Annotated in this window: 24 protein-coding genes and 1 pseudogene; 16 read left to right on the top strand and 9 right to left on the bottom strand. The window is 37.9% G+C overall.

What is annotated here, in order from left to right:
* Nucleotides 1–397: 397 nt before the first annotated feature.
* A complete protein-coding gene (locus PH4a_RS14985; protein ID WP_064719857.1) occupies nucleotides 398–2,095 on the top strand; it encodes a YdgA family protein in 1,698 nt (565 codons plus the stop codon).
* Between the two features lie 96 nt (nucleotides 2,096–2,191).
* Here PH4a_RS14985 and PH4a_RS14980 read toward each other — a convergent pair whose 3' ends face one another.
* Nucleotides 2,192–3,160, bottom strand: a complete 969-nt coding sequence (locus PH4a_RS14980) for a VWA domain-containing protein (RefSeq protein WP_129040834.1) — start codon at nucleotides 3,158–3,160, stop codon at nucleotides 2,192–2,194.
* A gap of 597 nt (nucleotides 3,161–3,757) precedes the next feature.
* Here PH4a_RS14980 and add point away from each other — a divergent pair.
* Nucleotides 3,758–4,759, top strand: coding sequence for an adenosine deaminase (gene add / locus PH4a_RS14975; RefSeq protein ID WP_129040832.1), 1,002 nt, complete (start codon nucleotides 3,758–3,760; stop codon nucleotides 4,757–4,759).
* A 146-nt stretch (nucleotides 4,760–4,905) separates the two neighbouring features.
* Complete coding sequence (locus PH4a_RS14970; RefSeq protein ID WP_129040829.1) at nucleotides 4,906–5,292, top strand: hypothetical protein; 387 nt, start codon at nucleotides 4,906–4,908, stop codon at nucleotides 5,290–5,292.
* 144 nt (nucleotides 5,293–5,436) lie between these two features.
* Here PH4a_RS14970 and PH4a_RS14965 read toward each other — a convergent pair whose 3' ends face one another.
* Together PH4a_RS14965 and PH4a_RS14960 are read right to left on the bottom strand one after the other, a co-directional pair.
* The gene (locus PH4a_RS14965; RefSeq protein WP_129040827.1) at nucleotides 5,437–6,426 is read right to left on the bottom strand and encodes a bile acid:sodium symporter family protein; all 990 of its coding nucleotides are present in this window, start codon (nucleotides 6,424–6,426) and stop codon (nucleotides 5,437–5,439) included.
* A gap of 22 nt (nucleotides 6,427–6,448) precedes the next feature.
* Nucleotides 6,449–7,492: an oxidoreductase gene (locus PH4a_RS14960; RefSeq protein WP_129040825.1), complete on the bottom strand. Its 1,044-nt coding sequence runs from the start codon at nucleotides 7,490–7,492 to the stop codon at nucleotides 6,449–6,451.
* Between the two features lie 140 nt (nucleotides 7,493–7,632).
* Between PH4a_RS14960 and PH4a_RS14955 the strand changes: the two genes are divergently transcribed.
* The 11 genes from PH4a_RS14955 to PH4a_RS14905 all read left to right on the top strand — a co-directional run bounded on the left by PH4a_RS14955 (nucleotide 7,633) and on the right by PH4a_RS14905 (nucleotide 17,915).
* Entirely contained in the window at nucleotides 7,633–8,100 is a 468-nt protein-coding gene (locus tag PH4a_RS14955) for a DUF2569 domain-containing protein (protein WP_129040823.1), read from the top strand.
* A gap of 92 nt (nucleotides 8,101–8,192) precedes the next feature.
* Nucleotides 8,193–8,774: an electron transport complex subunit RsxA gene (gene rsxA / locus PH4a_RS14950; protein ID WP_064719850.1), complete on the top strand. Its 582-nt coding sequence runs from the start codon at nucleotides 8,193–8,195 to the stop codon at nucleotides 8,772–8,774.
* Nucleotides 8,774–9,400: an electron transport complex subunit RsxB gene (gene rsxB, locus PH4a_RS14945; RefSeq protein ID WP_129040821.1), complete on the top strand. Its 627-nt coding sequence runs from the start codon at nucleotides 8,774–8,776 to the stop codon at nucleotides 9,398–9,400. Before rsxA ends, rsxB begins: the two co-directional genes overlap by 1 nt.
* Nucleotides 9,393–11,699: an electron transport complex subunit RsxC gene (rsxC, locus tag PH4a_RS14940; protein ID WP_129040819.1), complete on the top strand. Its 2,307-nt coding sequence runs from the start codon at nucleotides 9,393–9,395 to the stop codon at nucleotides 11,697–11,699. Before rsxB ends, rsxC begins: the two co-directional genes overlap by 8 nt.
* Before the next feature lie 6 nt (nucleotides 11,700–11,705).
* A complete protein-coding gene (gene rsxD, locus PH4a_RS14935; protein ID WP_129040817.1) occupies nucleotides 11,706–12,782 on the top strand; it encodes an electron transport complex subunit RsxD in 1,077 nt (358 codons plus the stop codon).
* A 16-nt stretch (nucleotides 12,783–12,798) separates the two neighbouring features.
* Nucleotides 12,799–13,425, top strand: coding sequence for an electron transport complex subunit RsxG (gene rsxG, locus PH4a_RS14930; RefSeq protein WP_064719846.1), 627 nt, complete (start codon nucleotides 12,799–12,801; stop codon nucleotides 13,423–13,425).
* A 1-nt stretch (nucleotide 13,426) separates the two neighbouring features.
* Nucleotides 13,427–14,131 carry an electron transport complex subunit E gene (locus PH4a_RS14925; protein WP_129040815.1) on the top strand — a complete coding sequence of 235 codons (705 nt, stop codon included), beginning with the start codon at nucleotides 13,427–13,429 and terminating at the stop codon, nucleotides 14,129–14,131.
* A gap of 12 nt (nucleotides 14,132–14,143) precedes the next feature.
* On the top strand, nucleotides 14,144–14,782 hold the full coding sequence (gene nth / locus PH4a_RS14920; protein ID WP_129040813.1) for an endonuclease III: 639 nt from the start codon (nucleotides 14,144–14,146) through the stop codon (nucleotides 14,780–14,782).
* A gap of 103 nt (nucleotides 14,783–14,885) precedes the next feature.
* A complete protein-coding gene (locus tag PH4a_RS14915; RefSeq protein ID WP_129040811.1) occupies nucleotides 14,886–16,829 on the top strand; it encodes an exoribonuclease II in 1,944 nt (647 codons plus the stop codon).
* A gap of 176 nt (nucleotides 16,830–17,005) precedes the next feature.
* Nucleotides 17,006–17,554 (top strand): RNA 2'-phosphotransferase, encoded by a 549-nt coding sequence (locus PH4a_RS14910; protein WP_129040809.1) that lies wholly within the window; start codon nucleotides 17,006–17,008, stop codon nucleotides 17,552–17,554.
* Between the two features lie 37 nt (nucleotides 17,555–17,591).
* Nucleotides 17,592–17,915, top strand: a complete 324-nt coding sequence (locus tag PH4a_RS14905; RefSeq protein WP_129040807.1) for a hypothetical protein — start codon at nucleotides 17,592–17,594, stop codon at nucleotides 17,913–17,915.
* 82 nt (nucleotides 17,916–17,997) lie between these two features.
* On the opposite strand, the gene PH4a_RS14900 is transcribed toward PH4a_RS14905, so the two are convergent.
* The 6 genes from PH4a_RS14900 to pgpB form a co-directional block, all read right to left on the bottom strand.
* Nucleotides 17,998–18,408: a hypothetical protein gene (locus tag PH4a_RS14900; protein WP_129040805.1), complete on the bottom strand. Its 411-nt coding sequence runs from the start codon at nucleotides 18,406–18,408 to the stop codon at nucleotides 17,998–18,000.
* Between the two features lie 108 nt (nucleotides 18,409–18,516).
* A complete protein-coding gene (yciH, locus tag PH4a_RS14895; protein ID WP_064719839.1) occupies nucleotides 18,517–18,840 on the bottom strand; it encodes a stress response translation initiation inhibitor YciH in 324 nt (107 codons plus the stop codon).
* Complete coding sequence (pyrF, locus tag PH4a_RS14890) at nucleotides 18,833–19,576, bottom strand: orotidine-5'-phosphate decarboxylase (RefSeq protein WP_129040803.1); 744 nt, start codon at nucleotides 19,574–19,576, stop codon at nucleotides 18,833–18,835. The genes yciH and pyrF overlap by 8 nt, the downstream gene beginning before the upstream one ends.
* Before the next feature lie 48 nt (nucleotides 19,577–19,624).
* Nucleotides 19,625–20,797: a lipopolysaccharide assembly protein LapB gene (gene lapB, locus PH4a_RS14885; RefSeq protein ID WP_064719837.1), complete on the bottom strand. Its 1,173-nt coding sequence runs from the start codon at nucleotides 20,795–20,797 to the stop codon at nucleotides 19,625–19,627.
* Between the two features lie 12 nt (nucleotides 20,798–20,809).
* Nucleotides 20,810–21,127 (bottom strand): LapA family protein, encoded by a 318-nt coding sequence (locus PH4a_RS14880; protein WP_064719836.1) that lies wholly within the window; start codon nucleotides 21,125–21,127, stop codon nucleotides 20,810–20,812.
* Between the two features lie 159 nt (nucleotides 21,128–21,286).
* Nucleotides 21,287–22,006, bottom strand: coding sequence for a phosphatidylglycerophosphatase B (gene pgpB, locus PH4a_RS14875; RefSeq protein ID WP_129040801.1), 720 nt, complete (start codon nucleotides 22,004–22,006; stop codon nucleotides 21,287–21,289).
* Nucleotides 22,007–22,272: 266 nt separating this feature from the next.
* Here pgpB and ribA point away from each other — a divergent pair, with 266 nt between their 5' ends.
* Both ribA and PH4a_RS14865 read left to right on the top strand, forming a co-directional pair.
* Entirely contained in the window at nucleotides 22,273–22,872 is a 600-nt protein-coding gene (ribA, locus tag PH4a_RS14870) for a GTP cyclohydrolase II (RefSeq protein WP_129040799.1), read from the top strand.
* Nucleotides 22,873–23,104: 232 nt separating this feature from the next.
* A pseudogene (locus PH4a_RS14865) lies at nucleotides 23,105–23,928 on the top strand (MetQ/NlpA family lipoprotein).
* Nucleotides 23,929–24,070 lie beyond the last annotated feature (142 nt).

Raw genomic sequence — 24,070 nt, 5'->3', positions numbered from 1 at the left:
CATCTTTCACGTTTTACTCTTTTCGCTATCTTATTTATACCCACACTAATTATATGTTTATATTAAACTGAAGAAATAGCAACCCATCACAATTAAATATCGTTTAAATCTGAAACTGATAAAATCAAGTGTATTTAACTAATATCTTATATTGATTAATGTCCATAATCATTTCGCTTTAAACTCATTACGTTAGCAAGTAACTAAGTAAGTTCTGATTGCGATTTTATTCCACTAAATCTATATTTACAGTTAATATAGATGGCGATGTATATATGCAGATTATCTATATCCAAATTTAGTAATATTTATCACCAATTTATCGGGTTGTTTAAGGGTTACAAAACAGCTTTTATAACGTACATCGCCAGATGTACATTGAGGATGGACTAGAATTATGAAGAAATCGCTTGTCGCTGTTGGTGTCATTGTTGCACTTGGTGTTGTTTGGACCGGTGCATCTTGGTACATGGGCAGCAAAATTGAGAGCCGCTTACAACAAGAAACAGAACGCGCAAATGTTCAGTTGGCTCAACTAGCTAAAGAAAACCAACTAGGCATTGATGTTAAATTAGAAGTTCGTGATTACAAAAAAGGGGTTTTTTCTTCTAATGCGAACTTAGCTGTTGTTATTACAAAAATTTCAGATCCAGATTCAGACCAAGCATCAGACAACAAACCTGAAGAAATCCTGATGGCGACTGATATCGCTCATGGCCCATTCCCTCTTTCTGATCTGGCAAAATTTAACTTAGCACCAAAATTAGCAGCAGTAGATAGTACTCTGGTTAATAACGAAACTACCAAAGAGCTATTTAAACTGACTAAAGATAAATCTATTGTTGGCTCCCATACCTCTTTAGGTTTTGATGGTTCTGCATCAGGTGAAGTAACAATCAGTGCTATCGATTTTGCTGAAGATAAAGACAAAGTTAAAACGACGCCAATTACTATCGCGTTCTCTTCTGATAAAGATGCAACTAAAATTGCAACCTCGATCAAAAGCGATGAAATGATTATAACCAACCGTGATACTGAAGTTTTTACCATTAAAAATATCAATGGTACGATTTCAGGAACTAAAGTTAACAATGACCAATATCTGTTTAACGAGCAATCACTAAAACTTGCTGAAATCTCACATGTTAGTGATGATAAAGCGTCTAATTTCTCGCTAAAAGATATGTCTATCACGACAAAAAGTGATATCAAAGATAAACTGTTCTATGCCTCTCAATCTTATGATTTTAAATCACTCACTATCGGTGGCTTAGAATTTGGTGCAGGTAAACTTGCTTACTCTATTGATAAAGCAAATACAGATGCCATGTTGTTATTAACTAAAGCTTATAACAACTCATTGTTACCTTGGAATAAATACAACTACGACAGTTCAGATATGATTGAACAAGCTGTTCGTGATGTATTAGAAAAAGGTTTAGTTTTCCGTATTGACGATGCTTCTTTAACTAATACTAAAGGCACAACTAAGCTTAATTTTGCCATTGATCTTAATGCCTTTAGCATCAAAGATTTAGATAGCGTAAAAGACCCAGCTGAACTGTTTAATAAACTGTTTAAAAACATCAAATTAAACGTTGATTTATCAATGCCAATGTTAACTGAGTTCCGTAACACAACTCAGTATCTGGATGCGGCTCGTTATCAAGAAACGGCACTGACTGATGCTGATAAAGCAGAAATTCAGAAAGAAACGACTGCGGATATTGAGAAAATCAAAACTGAGTTACAACAAAACATCAATCAGATGTCTCAAGATGAAAAAAATGCATTACCTCTGATGTTGCTTTCTAAAGATGGTAACGCATTAAATCTAAGCCTCGATTATGCAGCTGATAAATTTACCATGAATGGTAAATCTTATAGCTTCAATGAGTTTATGGAAGTGACTCAAGCGCCTCAGATGTTAGGTCTGATTGGTATGCTAATTGGTGCGGGTTCTTCTTATGGTGATTATGATGAATCAGATTATTCAGAATACCCAGAAGCAGAATCTGAAGAAATGACTGAAGATCCAGCCATTCTTGAAGAAGAAGAAATTGTTATTCCTGAGCAACCTGCACAAGCTCAATAATTTTATTTCTTATCAGTTAGTTTGAACTAAAAAAACACCCCATCAGAAAATAATATGATGGGGTGTTTTAATATTCACACCAACGACTTAATTACATCAACACCCACTACAGTCTTTTTTGTGCCCTGCATCATCATTACAACAAGAATCTATTGTTTTATTAATAATTTCAGCAAGTTTATTTACTGTCGATATAATTGCAGGGAGTTGTTCACAAACATAACTACAATTTGGATGCTCTGTGTCAGGATCAGGTAGAACAGGTGGCAGCAAGCTATCACAGAAAATCTCTTGTAAAACTAATACAAAATTGGCAATCCCGGTGGTGTAAATATAAGAACGCCCTCCAGTCTGTGTCGCTAACCGAACGTATTCTTTGGTTATATTGTCTTTTGCTGCCATAGATGGAAAACGGTCAATATTTGTAGGACTATCATCCGGCGTACCTTGATAGGTATGCACCTTAATACCTTCCGTTCTTGCTACTAAAATCGCTTCATTATTTTTAGTGATCGCTGCTTTAGTTAAAACGCCCCCACCGCCTTCCATTCCTTCATCACCTAAAACAAAAATAGCGCGACGAGCACCATCACGCCAATCAAAGAATTTACTGACATCAATAACCGCGCGACATAAATCTTCTTTATTACCCGCGTGATCGCGCCCATCAGCTTCTTTAAATGGCTTTCTCGCCTGTAGTTCACTGGCATCAATACCTTGTGCAATTAAATAATCACTTACCGACTGATCAAATTTAGTACCATCCCAAGTACCTTCAATACCAAGGAATGTAACTCGAAGGCTTGATGGACAAAGTCCTAATGCCTTTTGAATAGCCGCATCAATTTGATTACTTAAATCTGTTGATTCATCAGACATTGAGCCACTAGTATCAATCACAACCACTAAATCTAACGCAATAGAACCATTCCCCGTCACAACTTGGGAGCCATACGTTGTATTTGTTGATGTAGGAGGAATAATTGATGTTTCTGGCAATTTAGCCGTAGATTTACTTGTTATATCATCATTTTTTTCAATTTCATTATCTGAAGTATTATTCATAATAATCCTTTATTTTGTTTAATTAACTATAGATAGTTATTCTTTATAAATAATTAAAATAATTTAAAAAATTTAATGCGCGGATATTATTAATTATTTTTCATTAAATTTAATCCACAATTAATAAAAGAGTTTTTCTTTTTTATATTTAACTATAAATAATTATCTTATTTAGAACCCTGTTTAAAATAAATAACTCATCAAAAATAAAAAATATTATTTATATATTAATAAACAGCTATATTATTTCCAACTTCCCTTCTATCAAACAAACTGATAGCTTACATCAAAAAAAATGATAAATTTATTTATTAGTAAATATTCTGATGTTTCAATTAGATTGATAATAAACGTCAGTTATATTGAAAAATGCAGCCAATAAATAAACCAAAAAATAAATTTAATGATATCTATTTGATAAATATTAATAAAAATAATTAAATTTAGTATTAAAAATAGACAATATTAATTGTATTGATGGTGAATAATATAAAAATAGCTCATAATAATGAGCAACTATTTATTATTACCTCAATTAAAAGAAAATCACTTAAAACGATAGATTTTCATTATTATTATTAAAAAGGAAAATAACGCGTGATTGACACACAGTTGCCTTTAACCGATTTACACCGTCATTTAGATGGAAATATTCGTCCACAAACTATTTTAGATTTAGCGCAACAACATAATATTGCGCTGCCTGCTTATGAATTAGAAGCGTTGCGCCCTCATGTGCAAATTACTAAAAATGAGCCAAGCCTAGTCAGTTTTTTACAGAAACTTGATTGGGGTGTGGCTGTATTAGCTGATTTAGATGCCTGTCAGCGTGTAGCTTATGAAAATGTGGTTGATGTTGTTAATGCGGGAATCGACTACGCAGAATTACGTTTCTCGCCTTATTATATGGCAATGAAACATCAATTACCTGTTGAAGGTGTAGTAGAGGCAATAATTGACGGTGTTCAAAGTGCCTTACAAACTCACAATGTGGATGTTCGTTTAATTGGTATTTTAAGCCGTACTTTTGGTGAAGGTGCTTGCCAACAAGAACTTAGCGGATTACTACAACATCAAGATAAAATTACAGCGCTTGATTTAGCGGGCGATGAACTAGGCTTTCCAGGACACTTATTTTTACCTCATTTTAATCGTGCCCGTGATACTGGTTGGAATATTACTGTTCATGCCGGTGAAGCCGCGGGTGCTGAAAGTATTTGGCATGCAATTAAAGAGCTAGGTGCAACACGTATTGGCCATGGGGTTAAAGCAATTGAGGATCCTCGTTTAATGGATTATTTAGCCGAGCACCAAATTGGAATTGAATCTTGCTTAACCTCAAATATTCAAACCAGTACGATTAGTTCACTGGCAGAACATCCATTAAAAACCTTTTTAGCTCATGGCATTTTGGCGTCATTGAACACAGATGATCCCGCCGTTGAAGGTATTGAATTAAAACACGAATATAACGTTGCAGCACCAGCAGCTGGTTTAACACCAGCGCAAATTCGTCAAACGCAAATTAACGGATTAAAAATGGCGTTTATTAGCCAAGCTGAACGTGAAGCGTTAATTAAAAAAGCAAGTTTGCGTTAATATTTTAAATTAAAAATACTCGCTAAATAAATTCAAACCACTTGTCTAACCGGTGGTTTTTTATTTCTATTTAATAATAAATGGAAAATTTTATCGTTCTTAAGCTAAAATAAAATCTTAATATCTTTTTTAGTTAGGGAATTGATATGTGGAACATTCATCCTACTCGCGGTCAATATCAATTATTATCACAATATTTATCACCGTTAGAAGCCGCAATTGAAGTCGGATTTCTTCAATCAGAAGGAATAGATGCCATTCTGTTAGATGAAAACATTATTTGGAATAATCAAATGTATGCCCAAGCAATGGGTGGTGTAAAATTACTGGTTAATCAAGAAAATTTTTCAATAGCTCAAACTATGCTAAATGAACTTCAGCAAGGAAAACATGCGATTAATGAACAACGAGAACTCTCTACAAGTCATTTAGATACTATTGTAAAAAACAATAAAGAAGATTACTTGAATATGTTTTTTGTTTTTTTAATTTTTTTTGTATTTGGTTTAGCTATTCCGTTTAAATCACAATAGAAGCCTTTATCGAATATACAAGATAAATAAAGTAATCACTTATTTATCATATAAAAAAGCACCGACTTATTTTTAAATCGATGCTCAATAATGAATGTGTCTAATAACAAATATATTGTTTATTATACAGCCACCAGCATAAACCTATTTATTTTCTATTTTTTTGCCTTGATTCGCATAACGCTGGGCTAATACCGCACAAACCATTAATTGAATTTGATGGAATAACATTAATGGTAATAACATAATACCCACTGTTGCCGCAGGAAATAATACATTCGCCATCGGCACACCATTGGCAAGACTTTTTTTAGAGCCGCAGAAAACAATCGTTATTTCATCGGCTTTATTAAAACCAAGCAATCGCGCACTATAAATATTAATCACAATAACTATCGCCAATAGTACACAGCTCACAACCGTAATAGTTAATAGCGACCAACCGTCTATTTTATGCCAAATACCTTCAACAACCGCCTCACTAAATGCCACATAAACCACGAGTAAAATAGAGGAACGATCTGTTCGATTTACTAATTTTTTATGTTTATCGACCCAACGTCCAATTAAAGGGCGAGACAAATGCCCGATAATAAACGGTACCATTAATTGCAGTAAAATAGATTGAATTGCACCCGCAGTATCAAAGTCTTCAGCAGAACCTTGAGTCTGCATTAAAAAACCCACCAGAATGGGTGATAGAAACACACCTAGAATACTTGAAGCTGATGCACTACAAATTGCGGCTGCAACATTACCACCAGCAACAGAAGTAAAAGCTATCGCAGATTGAACCGTTGCAGGCAGTGCACAAAGATATAAAAAACCCATATAAACAGTTGGTGACATCCATTCAGGTACAATGACTTGTAATCCTAATCCCAAGATCGGAAACAGAATAAAAGTACTCGTAAAGACAGTAAGATGTAATCGCCAATGACCTAACCCCGCCAATATTGCTTCTCGAGAAAGCTTGGCACCATGCAAGAAAAACAGCAGCGCTATCGCCCCTGTGGTGAGATATTGAAAAATCACTTTGATATCGCCTTGTGCTGGTAATAGCGTTGCCAGTGTTACCACACAAATCATTATCATTAGAAAAGGATCAAGTTTTAGTTTTTGCCACCAAGACATTAGATTTTGCGCTCCTTTTTACTTATAGCGTAATAGTTTGTTTTAAACGATTAGAAATTTCACCCGCTTCAATCAGGCGCATAATTGCTGTTGCTTGTGCTGGCGTAACCGGATTTTCTTCACCTAATGTAATAGCACGATAAATTTGATCGTAATAAGCAGAATAATGACCAGCAAGTGTAGGAATTGTCGTTGTCGCTAATTCACCTGACTCACCCAATGTAGTGAGTTCACCATCATTAGGATCCATTCCCCAATTATACATTTCTGTAGGTAGGTGGCCGGTTTTTAGCGCATCTTCTTGGGTATCAAGGCCATATTTCACATAACTCCCTTTTGTACCATGAACGGCAAAAATAGGCGTTTGAGCAGCAACAAGCATGGAGGCATGAAGAACAACTTTCAGATTGTCATAGTCTAATAGTGCATGAAAGTAGTCTGCATTTTTAGCATTAGGACGTAATTGAGCAATATCTGCGGTAATCGCTTTAGGTTCACCAAATAAACAAATAGCTTGATCTAAAAGATGAGGGGCTAAGTCATACCAAAGCCCGCCACCAATACCGGCATCTTCTCGCCAACGTTGACGAACAGTGGGTCGAAAGCGATCAAAATGAGCTTCGTAAGCAGTAACATCCCCTAATACTTTATCCGCTAAAAGTTTTTTAACCGTTAAAAATCCTGAATCCCAACGACGATTATGAAAAACAGATAAAAGCTTTCTTGCTTCGGTGGCTTGTTGAGTTAGCTTTTCAGCTTCTCCAAGCGTTAATGTAAAAGGTTTATCGACAACAACATGCTTACCTTTTGCTAATGCCTGAGAAGCAAGTGAATAGTGCGTATCATTAGGTGTTGGAATAACAATCAGGTCTAACGAAGGATCATCAAGTAATGCCTGCGAATTGGCATATACCGTCATATCAGGAAAATCTTGTTTAACTTTATTTTCATCAGAACTTGAAATTGCACTAAGATGCAAACCTTCTGTGGTTGTTATTAATGGCGCATGAAAGGTTTTACTTGCATAGCCATAACCGATGATCCCAACATTAAGTTTATCTGCCATTACCCCATCCTATTTTTTATTTTGTATTGCTTCTTCTGTTAACTAAAAATCACTTTACCTTTTACAGCTAAATAAATAATAACAAAGTTTGTGATAATATCGCGTTTAGTTGCTTGTACCCAAATAGAGATATTTAATTAATGAAATTAAAACCTAAGTTAAATTCTGATTATAGTCCGTCATCAAGAGCGCCTATCACTGGATGGTTACTTGCGCCCTTGGCTTATATGCTCTTATCGATTATAGGCTCAGGGTTGATGTCTGTACTGTATGTGATGAAATATTTTTCAGACTTTTCGATTCTCCACCAGCTTCCTATCCACTTAATGTCTAGCTGGTATCTTTCTGCTTTAACGACTTGGGTGATGTTTGCCTTTACCCTTTATTTAATTAGGCAATTTTTTTATCGCGCAAAGAATTTCCCTCGCTTATTTATTATCTGGTTGATGATAAATCTGCTGCTCGCAATTAAAAGTTTTGGTTTTGCGCCTGTTGATGATCAACTTGCCGTAAAATCGCTTTTATGGTCTGTGGCATCGACGGTCTGTTTTGTTCCTTACATTAAGTACTCCAAGCGTGTTCGTGAGACTTTCACACAAGATCGATAACTTCATACATTTCAGCTTGATATTATACTCGCCCGTTTAGCCTCTTTATTTTATGAGGCTTTTTCTCCATTTTTAACAATTTTGGCATAGCAATGACTGATTACTTGCTTCTATTCGTTGGCACCGTATTGGTAAACAACTTTGTACTGGTCAAATTCCTTGGTTTATGCCCATTTATGGGTGTATCAAAAAAATTAGAAACCGCCATAGGAATGGGATTTGCAACAACCTTTGTTATGACATTGGCCTCGATTAGCTCCTGGCTAATGGATAACTTTATTTTAGTCCCGTTAGACTTACTCTATTTACGCACACTCAGTTTTATTCTAGTGATTGCTGTTGTTGTACAGTTCACTGAAATGGTTGTTAGAAAAACCAGCCCAACGTTATATCGCCTATTGGGGATTTTCTTACCTTTAATTACGACAAACTGCGCTGTATTAGGGGTTGCCTTACTCAATATCAATCAAGCGCACACCTTTATGCAATCGGCAGTTTATGGTTTTGGTGCAGCGGTGGGTTTCTCATTAGTCATGGTATTATTTGCTGCTATTCGAGAAAGACTTGCTGTTGCCAATATTCCTGCACCGTTTAAGGGATCATCTATTGGTTTAATTACTGCTGGTTTAATGTCTCTCGCCTTTATGGGTTTTAGTGGTTTGGTGAAACTGTAATGAACTCTTTATGGATAGCAATTGGTATACTTGGTGCACTAGGCCTTATCTTTGGTCTTATTTTGGGATATTCCGCTCGTCGTTTTAAAGTGGAAGAAGATCCTATTGTTGAACGTATCGATGCCATTTTACCACAAAGCCAATGTGGGCAATGTGGACACCCGGGGTGTCGCCCTTATGCTGATGCAGTAGCTAACAATGGTGAAATGATTAATCGTTGTGCGCCGGGCGGCGAGCAAGTGATGTTAAAAATAGCCGAACTCATGGGCGTCGATCCTCAGCCACTTGATGGCGATGAAGAAGCATTAAATCCAATTAGAAAAGTTGCGCTGATTGATGAAGACAATTGCATAGGATGCACTAAGTGTATTCAGGCTTGCCCTGTCGATGCCATTGTTGGAGCCACACGCGCCATGCACACGGTGATTGAAGATTTATGTACAGGATGTGATTTATGCATACCGCCATGTCCTACCGACTGCATAACGTTAGTTCCAGTAAAAGTCACAACATCAAACTGGAAATGGGATTTAAACACTATTCCGGTTAAAAATATTCCTGTAGAACCAGAAGAAACACCCGAAGATGAACCGTCGTTAAAGACGGAGGATAATGCTCATGTTTAATCTCTTTTCACTATTTAAAAAAGATAAAATCTGGGATTTTAAAGGCGGTATTCATCCTCCTGAAATGAAATTGCAATCAAGCCGCACACCTATGCGCGTAGCACAGCTTCCTGATGAAGTGATTATTCCTATTCATCAGCATTTAGGTGTTCCGGGACAAGTTTGCGTTAATATTGGTGATCACGTATTAAAAGGCCAACCTTTGACTAAAGGTGTTGGTAGAACCTTACCTGTCCATGCTTCTATTTCTGGCACTATTACGGCTATTGAACCCTTTCCTAGTACACACCCTTCTGGCTTACCTGAAATTGCGGTAAGAATAAAATCTGATGGTAAAGATGAGTGGCGTGAAAAATTACCAATAGCTAATTACCACTCACAAAGTAGAGAAGCATTATTAAATCGCATTCATGACGCAGGTATTGCAGGATTAGGTGGTGCAGGTTTTCCTACGGCATCAAAACTCAAGGGAGCTGGTGATTTAGTTAAAACCTTAATTGTTAATGCGGCTGAATGTGAACCTTATATCACCGCAGATGATCGTTTAATGCAAGAACATGCCGATGAGGTGATTACGGGTTGTCAGGTATTAATTCACTTACTTTCACCTGACGAAGTGTTAATTGGTATTGAAGATAACAAACCTGAAGCTATTGAGGCCTTAAAACAAGCATTAAACGCAGTACCTGATGAAAAGCGTATCTTTATTCGAATTATTCCAACCAAATACCCATCGGGTGGCGCTAAACAGCTCACCAAAATATTAACCGGTAAAGAAGTACCTTCTGGTGGACGTTCATCAGATATTGGTGTGTTAATGCAAAACGTGGGTACGGTTGTCGCAATAAAACGCGCCATAATTGATGATGAACCATTAATTGAACGCGTTGTTACCATAACCGGTAACGGAACCAAAACACCGGGTAATTTTTGGGTACGATTAGGTACACCTATTCATAATGTTTTAAAACAAGCTGGCTTTGTAGCGGGTTCAGAACAAATGGTCATTATGGGGGGGCCTTTAATGGGTTTCACCCTACCAGACTTAAATGCTCCAGTAGTAAAAATCACCAACTGTTTATTAATTCCTTCAGTTGATGAGATGGATACAGATAATCTTGAGGAAGCCTGTATTCGTTGTGGTCATTGTGTTGATGCTTGCCCTAGTGGCTTATTACCACAACAGCTTTACTGGTTTAGTCAAGGTAAAGAGCATGAAAAAGCAGAACAACACAATCTATTTGATTGTATTGAATGTGGTGCTTGTGCTTATGTCTGCCCAAGTAATATTCCGTTAGTGCAATATTATCGCCAAGAAAAAGCTGAAATTCGTGAAATTGCGGCTGAAGCAAAACGAGCTAGCGAAGCTAAACAACGTTTTGAAGCGAAAAAAGTGCGGATGGAGCGAGAAAAACTTGAACGTGAAGCTCGCCATCAACGTGCAGCAGTTAAACTTGATGATAAAGAACAGAGCGAAATTCAATCAGCGCTGTCTCGTGTAAAAGAAAAACAGAGCATTGGTAAAATTATCGCGGTGAAGGCTGGCGAATTACCTGATAACGCAGCCGCTATTGCAGCACGTAAAAAACGTAAAGAAGAAGCAAGGGCTCGACAAGCAGCTAAAGTAGCTGAACAAGAAATACTTTCATCATCGGCAGATAACAATGTCGCAGCGGAAGAAATCGACCCGCGCAAAGCTGCTGTCGCCGCTGCACTTGCCCGTGTTAAAGCTAAAAAAGCCGCACAGCAAGCTGAAACTGCAACAACCGTAGAAGAAACGACAGCAGCAAGCGTTAACGATGCAGTGGAAGAAATCGACCCGCGTAAAGCTGCTGTCGCGGCTGCATTAGCCCGTGTTAAAGCTAAAAAAGCCGCACAGCAAGCTGAAACTGCGACAACCGTAGAAGAAACGACAGCAGCAAGCGATAACCCTGCGACGGAAGAAATCGACCCGCGCAAAGCTGCTGTCGCCGCTGCACTTGCCCGTGTTAAAGCTAAAAAAGCCGCACAGCAAGCTGAAACTGCGACAACCGTAGAAGAAACGACAGCAGCAAGCGATAACCCTGCGACGGAAGAAATCGACCCGCGTAAAGCCGCTGTCGCTGCTGCACTTGCCCGTGTTAAAGCTAAAAAAGCTGCACAGCAAGCTGAAGTTGAACTAAAAAATAGTGGATCACCTGCACAAAGCCCTGATGCTGAAATCGATCCGCGTAAAGCGGCCGTTGCCGCCGCCATTGCGAGAGTCAAAGCAAAAAAAGCTCAACAACTCAGTGCTAAAGAAGAAGTCACCTCGGATTAATAACAAATGAAATTCAGACCAATACAAAATAACAGTAGTAAGCTAAAAATTGCGAGCTCACCTTTTACGCATAATCAGCAATCCACCAGCCAAGTGATGCTGTGGGTTGCCCTCGCTGCGTTACCAGGTATCTTTAGCCAAATCTATTTCTTTGGTTTAGGCACAATCTACCAAATTGTGTTAGCAATCATTGTGGCACTAGTAGCAGAGAGCCTTTGTGTATGGCTAAAAAAAGAAGATCCTCGCACTTATCTTAAAGATAACTCGGCCTTACTTACTGGCGTGCTATTAGCAATTAGTATTCCTCCATTAGCACCTTGGTGGATCATCGTATTAGGAACTTTCTTCGCCATCGTTATTGCTAAGCACATCTATGGCGGATTAGGGCAAAATCCGTTTAATCCTGCAATGGTAGGTTATGTTGTATTGCTTATTTCATTCCCTGTACAAATGACTTTATGGATGCCCCCAATAGAACTACAAGCTGTCTCTTATAATATGATGGATAGCTTAAGTCTCTTTTTTAGTGGCCATACATCATCAGGTTTAACACTAGAAGATTTAAGACGTTCAGTAGATGGCATTACACAAGCAACTCCTCTCGACAGTTTTAAAACTGGCTTATTAACACATTCTATTGATGAAGTATTAGCAACGCCTATTTTACAGGGTGAATTCGCAGGTATTGGTTGGCAGTGGGTTAACATCGCCTATTTAGTAGGAGGAATTATCCTACTTTATAAACGTATTATTAGTTGGCATATTCCAGTAGCAATGTTAGCAATATTAGCGCTGTGTTCTGTTATTAGTTGGGGAATTGACCCTACTCGTTATTCTCAACCACTATTACAGCTTTTCTCTGGCGCAACGATGCTTGGCGCATTTTTTATTGCTACAGATCCAGTTAGCGCATCAACCACACCAAAAGGTCGTTTAATTTATGGTGCTATCATTGGCTTATTAATTTGGGTTATTCGTGTTTATGGTGGATATCCTGACGCGGTGGCATTCTCAGTGCTATTGGCCAACATCGCAGTACCTTTAATTGATAGCTATACCCGCCCCCGTGTTTACGGGCATTAATGCCAAGGAGAAAATGATGATCGATATACTAAAACGTCATGGGTTAACATTAGCTATCTTTGCGGCTTGTACAACCGGACTAACCGCTGTTGTTTATCATTTAACCGCGGATACTATTGCCGAACAAGCCGCCTTAGAAAAACAGAAATTGCTCGATCAGGTTATCCCTCAATCTATTTATAATAATAATCTTTCTAACGATTGCTATATTTTAACCAATAAAGCATTAGGCAATGATAAACCTCATAAACTTTATGTGGCACGTTTAGATGGCAAACCTGTAGCTGCAGCCCTAGAATCAACCGCACCTGATGGTTATTCCGGTGCTATCGAGTTATTAGTTGGCGCTGATTTTCAAGGTAAAGTACTTGGTGTTCGCGTAACAACCCATAATGAAACTCCAGGGTTAGGCGATAAAATAGAGACTCGTATTTCCGATTGGATCAACTCGCTGAGTAATAGATTCATTTCTGGTGAAAGCGATCCTCGCTGGGCCGTTAAAAAAGATGGTGGAGATTTTGATCAATTTACAGGTGCAACGATCACCCCTCGTGCTGTAGTTAATGCATCAAAACGTACAGCATGGTTAATGCAATCATTACCTGAACAAATAGCAACACTGCCCGTTTGTGAGGAACAATAGAATGAATTCAATTAAAGAGCTATTTTCACAAGGGTTATGGAAAAATAACTCTGCATTAGTGCAATTGCTTGGTCTTTGCCCTTTACTGGCGGTTTCATCTACTGCGACAAATGCTTTAGGACTCGGTTTAGCCACAACATTGGTATTGGTATGTACCAATGTGGCTGTTTCTAGTTTACGTCGTTGGGTTCCTTCTGAAATTCGTATCCCAATTTATGTTATGATCATTGCGTCTGTTGTTAGCGCCGTACAATTGCTTATCAATGCTTATGCTTATGGTTTATATCAATCTTTAGGGATCTTTATTCCTCTAATTGTTACTAACTGTATTGTTATTGGCCGAGCTGAAGCCTTTGCTGCTAAAAATGAAGTATTTCCTTCCGCAATTGATGGTTTAGCGATGGGATTAGGCGCAACAGCTGCACTGTTTGTATTAGGTGCATTACGTGAAATTTTAGGTAACGGCACACTTTTCGATGGAGCGGATTTACTCTTAGGTGAATGGGCACAAGTGTTAAGAATTGAGATAATTCATTTAGACTCGCCTTTCTTACTTGCTATTTTACCACCAGGTGCATTTATTGGTTTGGGCTTTATGTTAGCCGCCAAATACCTGATTGATGAAAAACAGAAAAAACGTTCATCAGCTGCAACTAAAATCTACCAAAAAGAACAAGGTTGTGGCAGCCATATCGTTAAAAATTAATTTGTGAGCACAATGAATCAAGTAAAACGTATTGAAATTCTAACTCGGTTGCGTAATGACAATCCACACCCTACGACAGAGCTAAAATTTGACTCTCCGTTTGAGTTGTTAATCGCCGTGTTATTATCAGCACAAGCGACAGATGTGAGCGTAAATAAGGCAACGGCAAAGCTCTATCCTGTTGCTAATACACCTCAAGCCATCCTGAATTTAGGTGTTGACGAGGTAAAAAAATACATTAAAACCATCGGCTTATTTAATACCAAAGCAGAAAATGTGATTAAAACCTGTCAGATTTTGGTAGATAAACACCATAGTGAAGTGCCAGAAGACAGAGATGCATTAGAAGCATTACCAGGAGTAGGAAGAAAAACGGCTAATGTGGTTCTTAATACCGCATTTGGTTGGCCAACCATTGCCGTTGATACTCACATTTTTCGAGTCTGTAACCGCACAGGCTTTGCGCCCGGTAAAAACGTTAATGAAGTTGAGCAAAAACTACTAAAAGTTGTTCCTGAAGAATTTAAAGTAGATTGCCATCATTGGTTTATCCTTCATGGTCGTTATACCTGCATTGCACGAAAACCACGGTGTGGCTCTTGTATTATTGAAGATCTCTGCGAATTTAAAGAAAAAACGGATCCAGAGTAATATTTTACTGTTTTTCTGATGCATACTACTTGCGTCACTACGCACAATCGAATAAAACTATTGCCCACTTTTATTATTAAAACTGCCGACTTTCCGGAAAAATATGTTTCAAGACAATCCGCTGCTTGCACAGCTAAAACAGCAACTCCATGCCCAAACACCGCGCGTGGAAGGCCTTGTAAAGGGAACAGATAAAGGCTTTGGCTTCCTTGAAGTTGATGGTCAGAAAAGCTATTTTATCCCACCTCCTCAAATGAAAAAGGTTATGCACGGCGACCGTGTTCTTGCTGCCGTTCATACCAATAATAATAAAGAATCTGTCGAGCCAGAAGAACTTGTAGAACCTTTTTTAACACGTTTTGTCGGACGCGTTCAGAAAAAAGAAGGTGATAACCGTCTGTGGATCATCCCAGACCATCCTTTATTAAAAGACGCTATTCCTAGCCGTCCAATTCAAGGTTTAGATCATACTTTTGCTGATCAAGACTGGGCTGTGGCTGAAATGCGCCGTCACCCACTTAAGGGCGGCAAAAATTTTCAAGCTGAATTAACCCACTTTATTACAGATAAAGATGACCATTTTGCCCCTTGGTGGGTAACATTAATGCGTCATCAATTAGAGCGTGATGCGCCAGAAATGGGCGAAGAAGCATTAACCCTACACGATGTTCAACCTCGTGAAGATTTAACGGCCCTCTCTTTTGTTACTATTGATAGTGCATCAACCGAAGATATGGATGATGCGCTTTATATCCGCAAAGAAGACAATGGCCAGCTGACACTGTTTATCGCGATTGCTGATCCTACCGCTTATATTCTACCAAATAGTGAATTAGACAAAATCGCAGCACAACGCGCTTTAACTAACTATTTGCCAGGCTTTAATATACCGATGTTGCCACGTGAGTTATCCGATAACATCTGTTCATTACGTCCAAATGAAAAACGCCCTGCACTAGTTTGCCAAGTGTCTATTGCGCAAGATGGCGCATTGCTTGAGGATATTAATTTTTATTCAGCTTGGGTAGAGTCTAAATCGAAACTGGTTTATGACAATATATCTAACTGGTTAGAAGGCGAAGCCACTGATTGGCAGCCAGAAAATGAAGTTGTTCATCAGCAAGTGATGCTATTAAAAGAGATGTGTGAAAAACGTCACCAATGGCGTGAAACACATGCGTTAGTCTTTAAAGAGCGTCCAGATTACCGTTTTATTCTTGATGAAGGCGGTAATGTATTAGATATCGTAGCGGATAAACGCCGTATTGCGAATCGCATTGTGGAAGAAGCGATGATCACTGCGAATATCTGCGCGGCTAAAGTGTTAGAAAAAGAACTCGGCTTTGGTGTTTATAATGTTCATACTGGGTTTGATCCACTCTATATTGACCAAGTTGTTCAAACATTAAAAGACAATGGTGTAGAAACCACATCAGAAAGTTTATTAACCTTAAATGGTTTTTGTCAGTTGCGTCGCGAACTCGATAATCAACCAAATCAGTTTCTTGATAGCCGCATTCGTCGTTACCAAAACTTTGCAGAAATCAAAACAGAGCCCGGTCCTCACTTTGGTTTAGGCCTTGACGCTTATGCCACTTGGACATCGCCTATTCGTAAATACAGTGATATTTTAAATCACCGTTTACTCAAGGCAATAATTAGTAAAGGTGCCGCAGAAAAACCGCAAGAAGAAGCTTGTATCCGTATTGCTGAACGTCGTCGTGCAAACCGCATGGCTGAACGTGATGTAGGTGATTGGTTATACGCGCGTTTCTTAAAACCTTTTGCTGGTACTGACACGCCATTTAATGCAGAAATTATCGATATCACCCGTGGTGGTATTCGCGTTCGCTTAGTTGAAAATGGTGCAGTTGCCTTTATTCCTGCGCCATTCTTACACTCAGTACGCGATGAAATTCAGTGCAGCCAAGAAACGGGCACAGTGATTGTTAAAGGAGAAGCAGCTTATAAACTCAATGATATCATTCCGGTACGCATTGAAGACGTTAAGCTTGAAACCCGAAATATCGTTGCTCGCCCTATTTAATCGGTAATAAAACAAGATACAATAAAGCTGATGATTCATCTGAGTCATCAGCTTTTTTTATAGATACATATCAATATGTTAAAAGCATTGAGTTTAAAGGAAATATTTTATGGTTAGCAAAATAATTAAGGCAATGCACACCATAAATTTAGTTGAATATAAATGGAATACCAACAATGAAAGACAAAGTACAAATTAGCCGTTTCTTAAGCTATATCTTACGCCATTCCCCTGAAAGTATTGGTTTATCACTCAATAAACAAGGATGGGGTGAAATCTCAACATTAATTCAGTTAGCACAGAAGCAAGGTACACAGTTAACACGCAAATTAATTGAAGATGTGGTAGAAACCAATGACAAAAAGCGGTTTGCTATCTCAGAAGATGGGCAATTTATTCGTGCGGTTCAAGGTCACTCGTTAAAAGCCACCGTTGATTATCAACCTATTAAACCCCTTAAAGCGCTTTATCACGGCACAGCAAGTCGTTTTATAGAGAGTATTTTTGACAAAGGTTTAATGCCTAATGGTCGCCAATATGTGCACCTTTCTGAAGACTATCAGACAGCGGTAAATGTCGGTCATCGACACGGAAAACCAGTGGTATTAACAGTAAATAGTCAGCAAATGTTTGAAGATGGGATCGAATTTTATCAAGCGGATAATGGTGTATGGTTAACATCATCTGTGCCTGTGAAATACCTAAAAATTAATAAAATACAATAAAATTATACTTTTTAATCACAAAAGTATGGAGGCTAAAATGAGTAAATTAATTTCATATTGGAAAGCACCTCATATTGCTTATCATAATAAAGAAAGAGGCTTTTATGTTATTTATGGTAAATATAATCATTTAAATAGAGAAAAAAAATCGAATAAATGCATAGGGTTATATTGGGATAATTTTCCTAAAGTAAATGATGTTTTAGCACCTATGGTGGTTCCAGCGGATATTGGAAAATCGATCCTCGCGGGCTTACTACAAGATGCCGCCAATAAAAAAGAGGGAGTAGTGCTACAAAATATTTTAGATGCGATAGATTATTTTAAGCCCGATAATAATAGAGATAGTGATGTAGAATAAGTTATGAAATTCAAAAAGGTGACATTGTCACCTGCATATTATTATTTTTCTCTTAGTAGAGCGTGTTATTGATTTTTACAGATTAATCAGGATACCCTGTAATGGTTATTTTTGTTCCCGCCTTATTTTCTTCAAACAGAAAATCAGTGCTTCCACCAGAAAACTGCTGTTCAATCACTAAACGGCGTGGGCTCTCCCATTTATACACCACAGAAATACTTCCATCAGCATACTCTTTTTCTCGATTAACGTTCAGTTTTAACGTTTTTTCTAGGTATTCTTCATCATGTTCATTGATATACTTTTTATAAGCATCAAGAAGACTCATTCCTTGATAAACACAATAGGTTCGCGCCCCATTTTCATAAATTTCGTCCATCGTTTGTTTTGGTGATGAACAGTATTTATTTTCTGTCGCCAGCATATCTGTTTTATTTTCAGCCAAAAGTGCCGAAGAATATAGCATCGCAAATATCATCAAATACGTTTTCATAAAACACCTTTTAAAAAGAATAATCTATCTAATGATAATAAAAATGCGCCAATTTTTATTAAAAATCAGCGCACTAGTATTTAATTGGATTGCGAGTGAATAATTTTATCAGCCACCAGCAAGTTTAACTTTCATTCCTTTGGCTTCTAATAGCGATTTAATTAAATCTCGCTTATCGCCTTGAATTTCTATCATGCCATCTTTAACACTACCACCACAACCACATTTCTTTTTTAATTCTGCAGCCAATTTGGTCAGTTCAGCATCCTCTAAATCGATACCTGAAACCACGCAAACTCCTTTGCCTTTGCGTCCACTGGTTTGACGCTGAATACGGACAATACCATCGCCAGCAGGACGTTCTGGTTTTTGTTCTTCTTCTTTAATTCGTCCTGTATCCGTGGAATAAACCAGACGGGAGTTATTATCCATGTTGAACTCCTTTTATTGCTGTATTTATTTGACGCAATGTTTCTAATGGATTTTCACTACGAGTGATTGGTCGTCCTATCACCATGTAATCAACACCAGCAATAATAGCTTGTTCTGGTGTCATAACTCTGCGCTGATCACCGACATCACTGCCTGTAGGTCGAATTCCGGGGGTCACTAATAAGAAATCATCACCACATACCTGTTTAAATCGAGTTGCTTCATGGGCTGAACACACAACACCATCAAGGCCACACTCTTTTGTTAGTAGCGCTAAACGCTCTGCTTGTTGTGCTGGCGTTAGTGTAATACCTAATTCAGTGAGATCAGATTGATCCATACTGGTAAGCACCGTCACTGCAGTTAATAACGGCGCATCGTTACCAAAAGATACAAGGCTGTCTTTTGCTGCACGCATCATGCGGCTACCACCACTAGCATGAACGTTAACCATCCACACACCGAGATCAGCGGCAGCGGCTACAGCTCGAGCAACTGTATTTGGAATATCATGAAATTTTAAATCTAAAAAAATTTCAAATCCTTGCTTTTGTAACTGGGTAACAAATTGAGGACCAAAACGGGTAAACATCTCTTTGCCTATTTTTAGACGACAAGATGAAGGGTCGATACGTTGAGTAAAATCCAACGCACTTTTCTGGTCTTCATAGTCTAATGCCACAATAACGGGCGCGCAGGTGAATTCGGGCGATTTTTTATCACAGTGATATGACATTTTAGGGCCTTTATTTATAAAGAGACTATTTTAGTGAAAGTGACATTGTCACTGACCATCTAAGCCACGAATTGGCTTAACGGTATCCCACGAACGGCAGGATGGACAATGCCAATATAATGCATGAGAGGTAAAACCACATTTATGGCAACGATAATCAGGCTTAGTACGTATTTGTTCACCCACCATATAACGCAACAAAATCAGGCTCTCTTTTGCTCGGCCTTCTTCTGCTTCAGATAAGTGATAACGCATTAAACGATAGAAAAGCCGCATAGTAGGATGGCGTTCTAATTGACGATTAATATAAAGCTGTGCCGCTTCGATGCCTTCTCTGGCTTCAATAATATCAGCAAGGTAAAGCTCTGCAATTGCGCCACAATTGCTTTCGACACATTGACGTAAATAACTTTCCCAACGTGGATCATTATTATTTTGGGTTTGAAAACATTCAAATAGCATTGGTAGCGTTTCGCTTACCATCTCTTTGTCTTGTTCAATAACTCTCATCAATACATCGATAGCTTTTTGTTTTTCATCGCGGGCAATATAAATACGACCATACATAATAGAGACTCGCGCACAAAGTGGGTCTGTTTGCCCTGCTTTTTGCAAAAAACTCAATGCGCTATCCAGATTATCGCTACTCATTTCTTGCAAAGCTAATTCACAATAAAAATGTGAAATTTGCTCTTTTAATTCATGTTGACCAAGTTTAACCAGCTTCTCGGCTGTTTCTATCGCTTTACCCCAATCACTCGTAAGTTGATAGATAGCCAATAGTGATTGTAATGCACTTTGGCGAAAATCTTGTTCATCAATAAGTTGTTGAAACATATTTTCAGCACGATCATACACACCCGCAGCAACATAATCGCGACCAAGTTGCTGAACCGCTAACAGGCGTTGTTCAAAAGATAATGCGGCGCTTTCCATTAAGGATTGGTGGATACGAATGGCACGTTCGACTTCGCCTCGAGAGCGAAAAAGATTACCTAACGTAAGGTGAGCTTCAAAAGCAGAGCTGTCTTCTTTAAGCATCTCAAGAAAGAGATCGACCGCTTTGTCTTGTTGATCAGAAAGTAAGAAGTTAACACCTGCCACGTATTCTCGTGATAAGCGGTCGGCATTCTGCTGTTTATCCTGCTGGGCACCGCGGCGTCCCATATACCAGCCGTAAGCCGCAGCGACAGGTAATAACAGAAACAGCAATTCTAGCATCAGCTATCGTCCTTATTTCGCAGCAGAAGCAACAGTTGGACGATGTTCTTGGCTTTCTTGTTTAGTTTGGCTACTTTCAAGACGTTTAATCTTACGTTTTGCTCTTACTAAAGACAGACGTACTCGTAAATAGAAAAGACCACTGACAACCCAACCGAGTACAAAACCAACACCAAACAGCGTTGCCAACAAGGTAGAAATACGATATTCACCTTGTGCAATAAGATAATTAAAAGTAACTACCTGATCATTATTCGAGCCTAAAGTCATGGCAATGACTACAACGGCAAAAACAAGAATAACCAAAATAAAAAGTAGGACTTTTTTCACATTATTTCCTTTTTTATTCGCTTTTCTTTAGAGGACAGATAAAGGTAGCATTTTCACCACTCACAAAGAAAGCCATTTCTTAGAATCATCTGATTTTCGTATATTTTTTCATATAAATAGCGAAAAATAAATTCTGTATCTTAAAAATACGGTTTATCGTCAGGATTTGAGTAATAAACGCGACTCAATCAACTTAAATGCTATCCAAACAAGCACAGCACTAATAAGAATACCGACAATAACATCAGATGCCCAGTGCATTCCCAATACAATACGCCCAACAGTGACATCCATTCCCCATAATAACCCGAATGATGCTAAAAAATAATGACGGCGCAACATAAAAAAGGCAAAAACAAATAAAGCGAGTGTAGCAGCAAACAAACTGTGCCCTGAAGGAAATGCATATCCTGTTTCTGCTCGCCAATGTTTTAATTGCCATGCAGGAATAACTGCCGAGTTAGCTAATCCTTTATGTAATAGTTGCTCTCTTTCAGGTCTTGATACTTGATAAAAATACTCTGTAGAAATATGCAAATTTTCACTTACCCAAACCACATAAGGTCGTGGCTCTTTTACCGTATTTTTTACCGCAACTTTAATTAATTGCCCTATCGCTAATGTTGCTAATACAATCAGCGCCAACTGAACAAATGCTTTTTTAGGGAGCTTCAAGATAAAAAATAGCAATATAAAACAGATAACCAGCGTTAAAGCGCCCCAAGGTTTCGCCGCGCTATCAGCGAACCATAGCGTTGTAATACCGCCAATAGGATGATCTGTTGGTTGCCAATGCCAGCCAATAGATAATAGCACCACGGGTGGCAACAACATCACAATACTACCCAATAAGATCAAAAAAGTTATTTGCTTATTCAATCGATTAATCCTTTTAAATTGCCATTGTTTGCGAATCTATAAATTAAACTCAATTACCATAAACGATGTTTATTAATAAATAAATCATTATGCAAAAAGGCGCAAAATCTGATAATTTATAAAGGTGTGTATTTATAAGTGTATGTGTAGATTTTTCCTTGTTTATTTAACATGGAAATATTTCAGTGTTTTATTTCTCTTCGTTCATCCCACTAAAACATATAGTATGAATGAGAGTATCACCTGAAATTAAGAGTCAAAAAATAATGAAATTAAAACGTATCGCAGAAGCAAAACTACCAACACCATTTGGTGAGTTTTTAATGGTTGGTTTTGAAGAAATCGCAACTGGAAAAGATCATGTCGCCTTAATTTATGGCGATATCTCAGGCTCAGAGCCTGTTTTATCCCGTATTCATTCTGAATGTTTAACGGGAGATGCCCTCTTTAGCCTACGCTGTGATTGCGGTTTTCAATTAGAAGCTGCACTTTCTCAAATCAGCAAAACGGGTCGTGGTGTATTACTGTATCACCGTCAAGAAGGCAGAAATATTGGGCTGCTGAATAAAATTCGTGCTTATGCACTACAAGATAAAGGCTTAGACACCGTTGAAGCAAATCTTGAATTAGGCTTTAAAGCTGATGAACGTGATTTTACTCTATGTGCTGATATGTATAATCTTTTAGGTGTACACGCGGTTCGGTTATTAACCAATAACCCGAAGAAAATTGAAATTATGAAGGCTGCGGGTATCAATGTTATTGAGCGTGTGCCATTAATTGTTGGACGTAATCCGAGTAATGCACATTACCTTGATACAAAAGCAGATAAAATGGGTCATCTATTATTTAAAAAAGCACAGTGATTCATAATTAAATTTCTTCATTCCGGGTAGCAATTACCCGGATCCTTATTCTGACCCTCATTCTTTATTTCCCTATTAAATCATCACCTCAGCTTGTTTTATCTTATTTATTATCCTATTTTTTATTATTAAATTATATCATGTGCCTTTTTATCATATGCCATTTCATTGACTATCTATCTGATTTTCAGCTATTTTTTAAATAAATAAATTATCGATTTAGGAATACATTATGCCAATGCAATTTTCAGGTAGGCTTTTCGGTGCACTTTTATTAGTGGGCACATTATTAACAGGTTGTGATGACAGCAATAACAACACTTATTCAATCAAAGTTGGTGTAATTAATGGTGCTGAGCAAGATGTCGCTGAAATAGCAAAACAAGTTGCTAAAGAAAAGTACGGTTTAGATGTAGAACTCGTTGGCTTTAGTGGCTCTTTATTACCTAACGATCCCACTGAACATCGTGAATTAGATGCTAATGTTTTTCAACATCGCCCTTTTTTAGCTCAAGATAATCAATCTAGAGGTTATAACTTAGTTGCTGTAGGCAATACCTTTGTATTTCCAATGGCGGGTTATTCGACAAAAATCAAACACCCTTCTGAATTAAAACCAGGAGATACTATTGCAGTTCCTAACGATCCGACAAATTTAGGTCGTGCTTTACTATTGTTACAAAAAGAAAAGTTAAAAAGTTAGTAACATTAAAAGAAGACAGCGGTTTATTACCTACAGCGCTCGATATTACTGCAAATCCTCTTAACCTAAAAATTATGGAATTAGAAGGTGCACAATTACCACGCGTATTAAACGATCCTAAAGTAACTGTAGCGGTAATTAGTACTACCTATATTCAACAAATTAACTTATCACCAACCAAAGACAGTATTTTTATAGAGGATAAAAACTCACCCTATACCAATATTATTGTGGCAAGAGAAGACAACAAAGGCGCTGATAATGTGCGTGATTTTATAAAAGCTTACCAATCACCTGAAGTCGCAACCGCCGCAGAGACTATCTTTAATGGGGGGGCTATTCAAGGCTGGTAATATTTTAATAATATGATTGGTCACTTATTATTAATATGTGACCAAATCATTTACCTAGAGCACCAGAATACATTCGTCTTATTATAAATAAAGTAATGTCATTATGTATCTTTGATTAAAGTATCATAATATATTTATTCAT

The organism is Proteus hauseri (assembly GCF_004116975.1).
Taxonomy (GTDB): Bacteria; Pseudomonadota; Gammaproteobacteria; order Enterobacterales; family Enterobacteriaceae; genus Proteus; species Proteus hauseri.
Note: the sequence above shows the minus strand (reverse complement) of the source record. Positions and strands in the feature narration are given on the sequence as shown.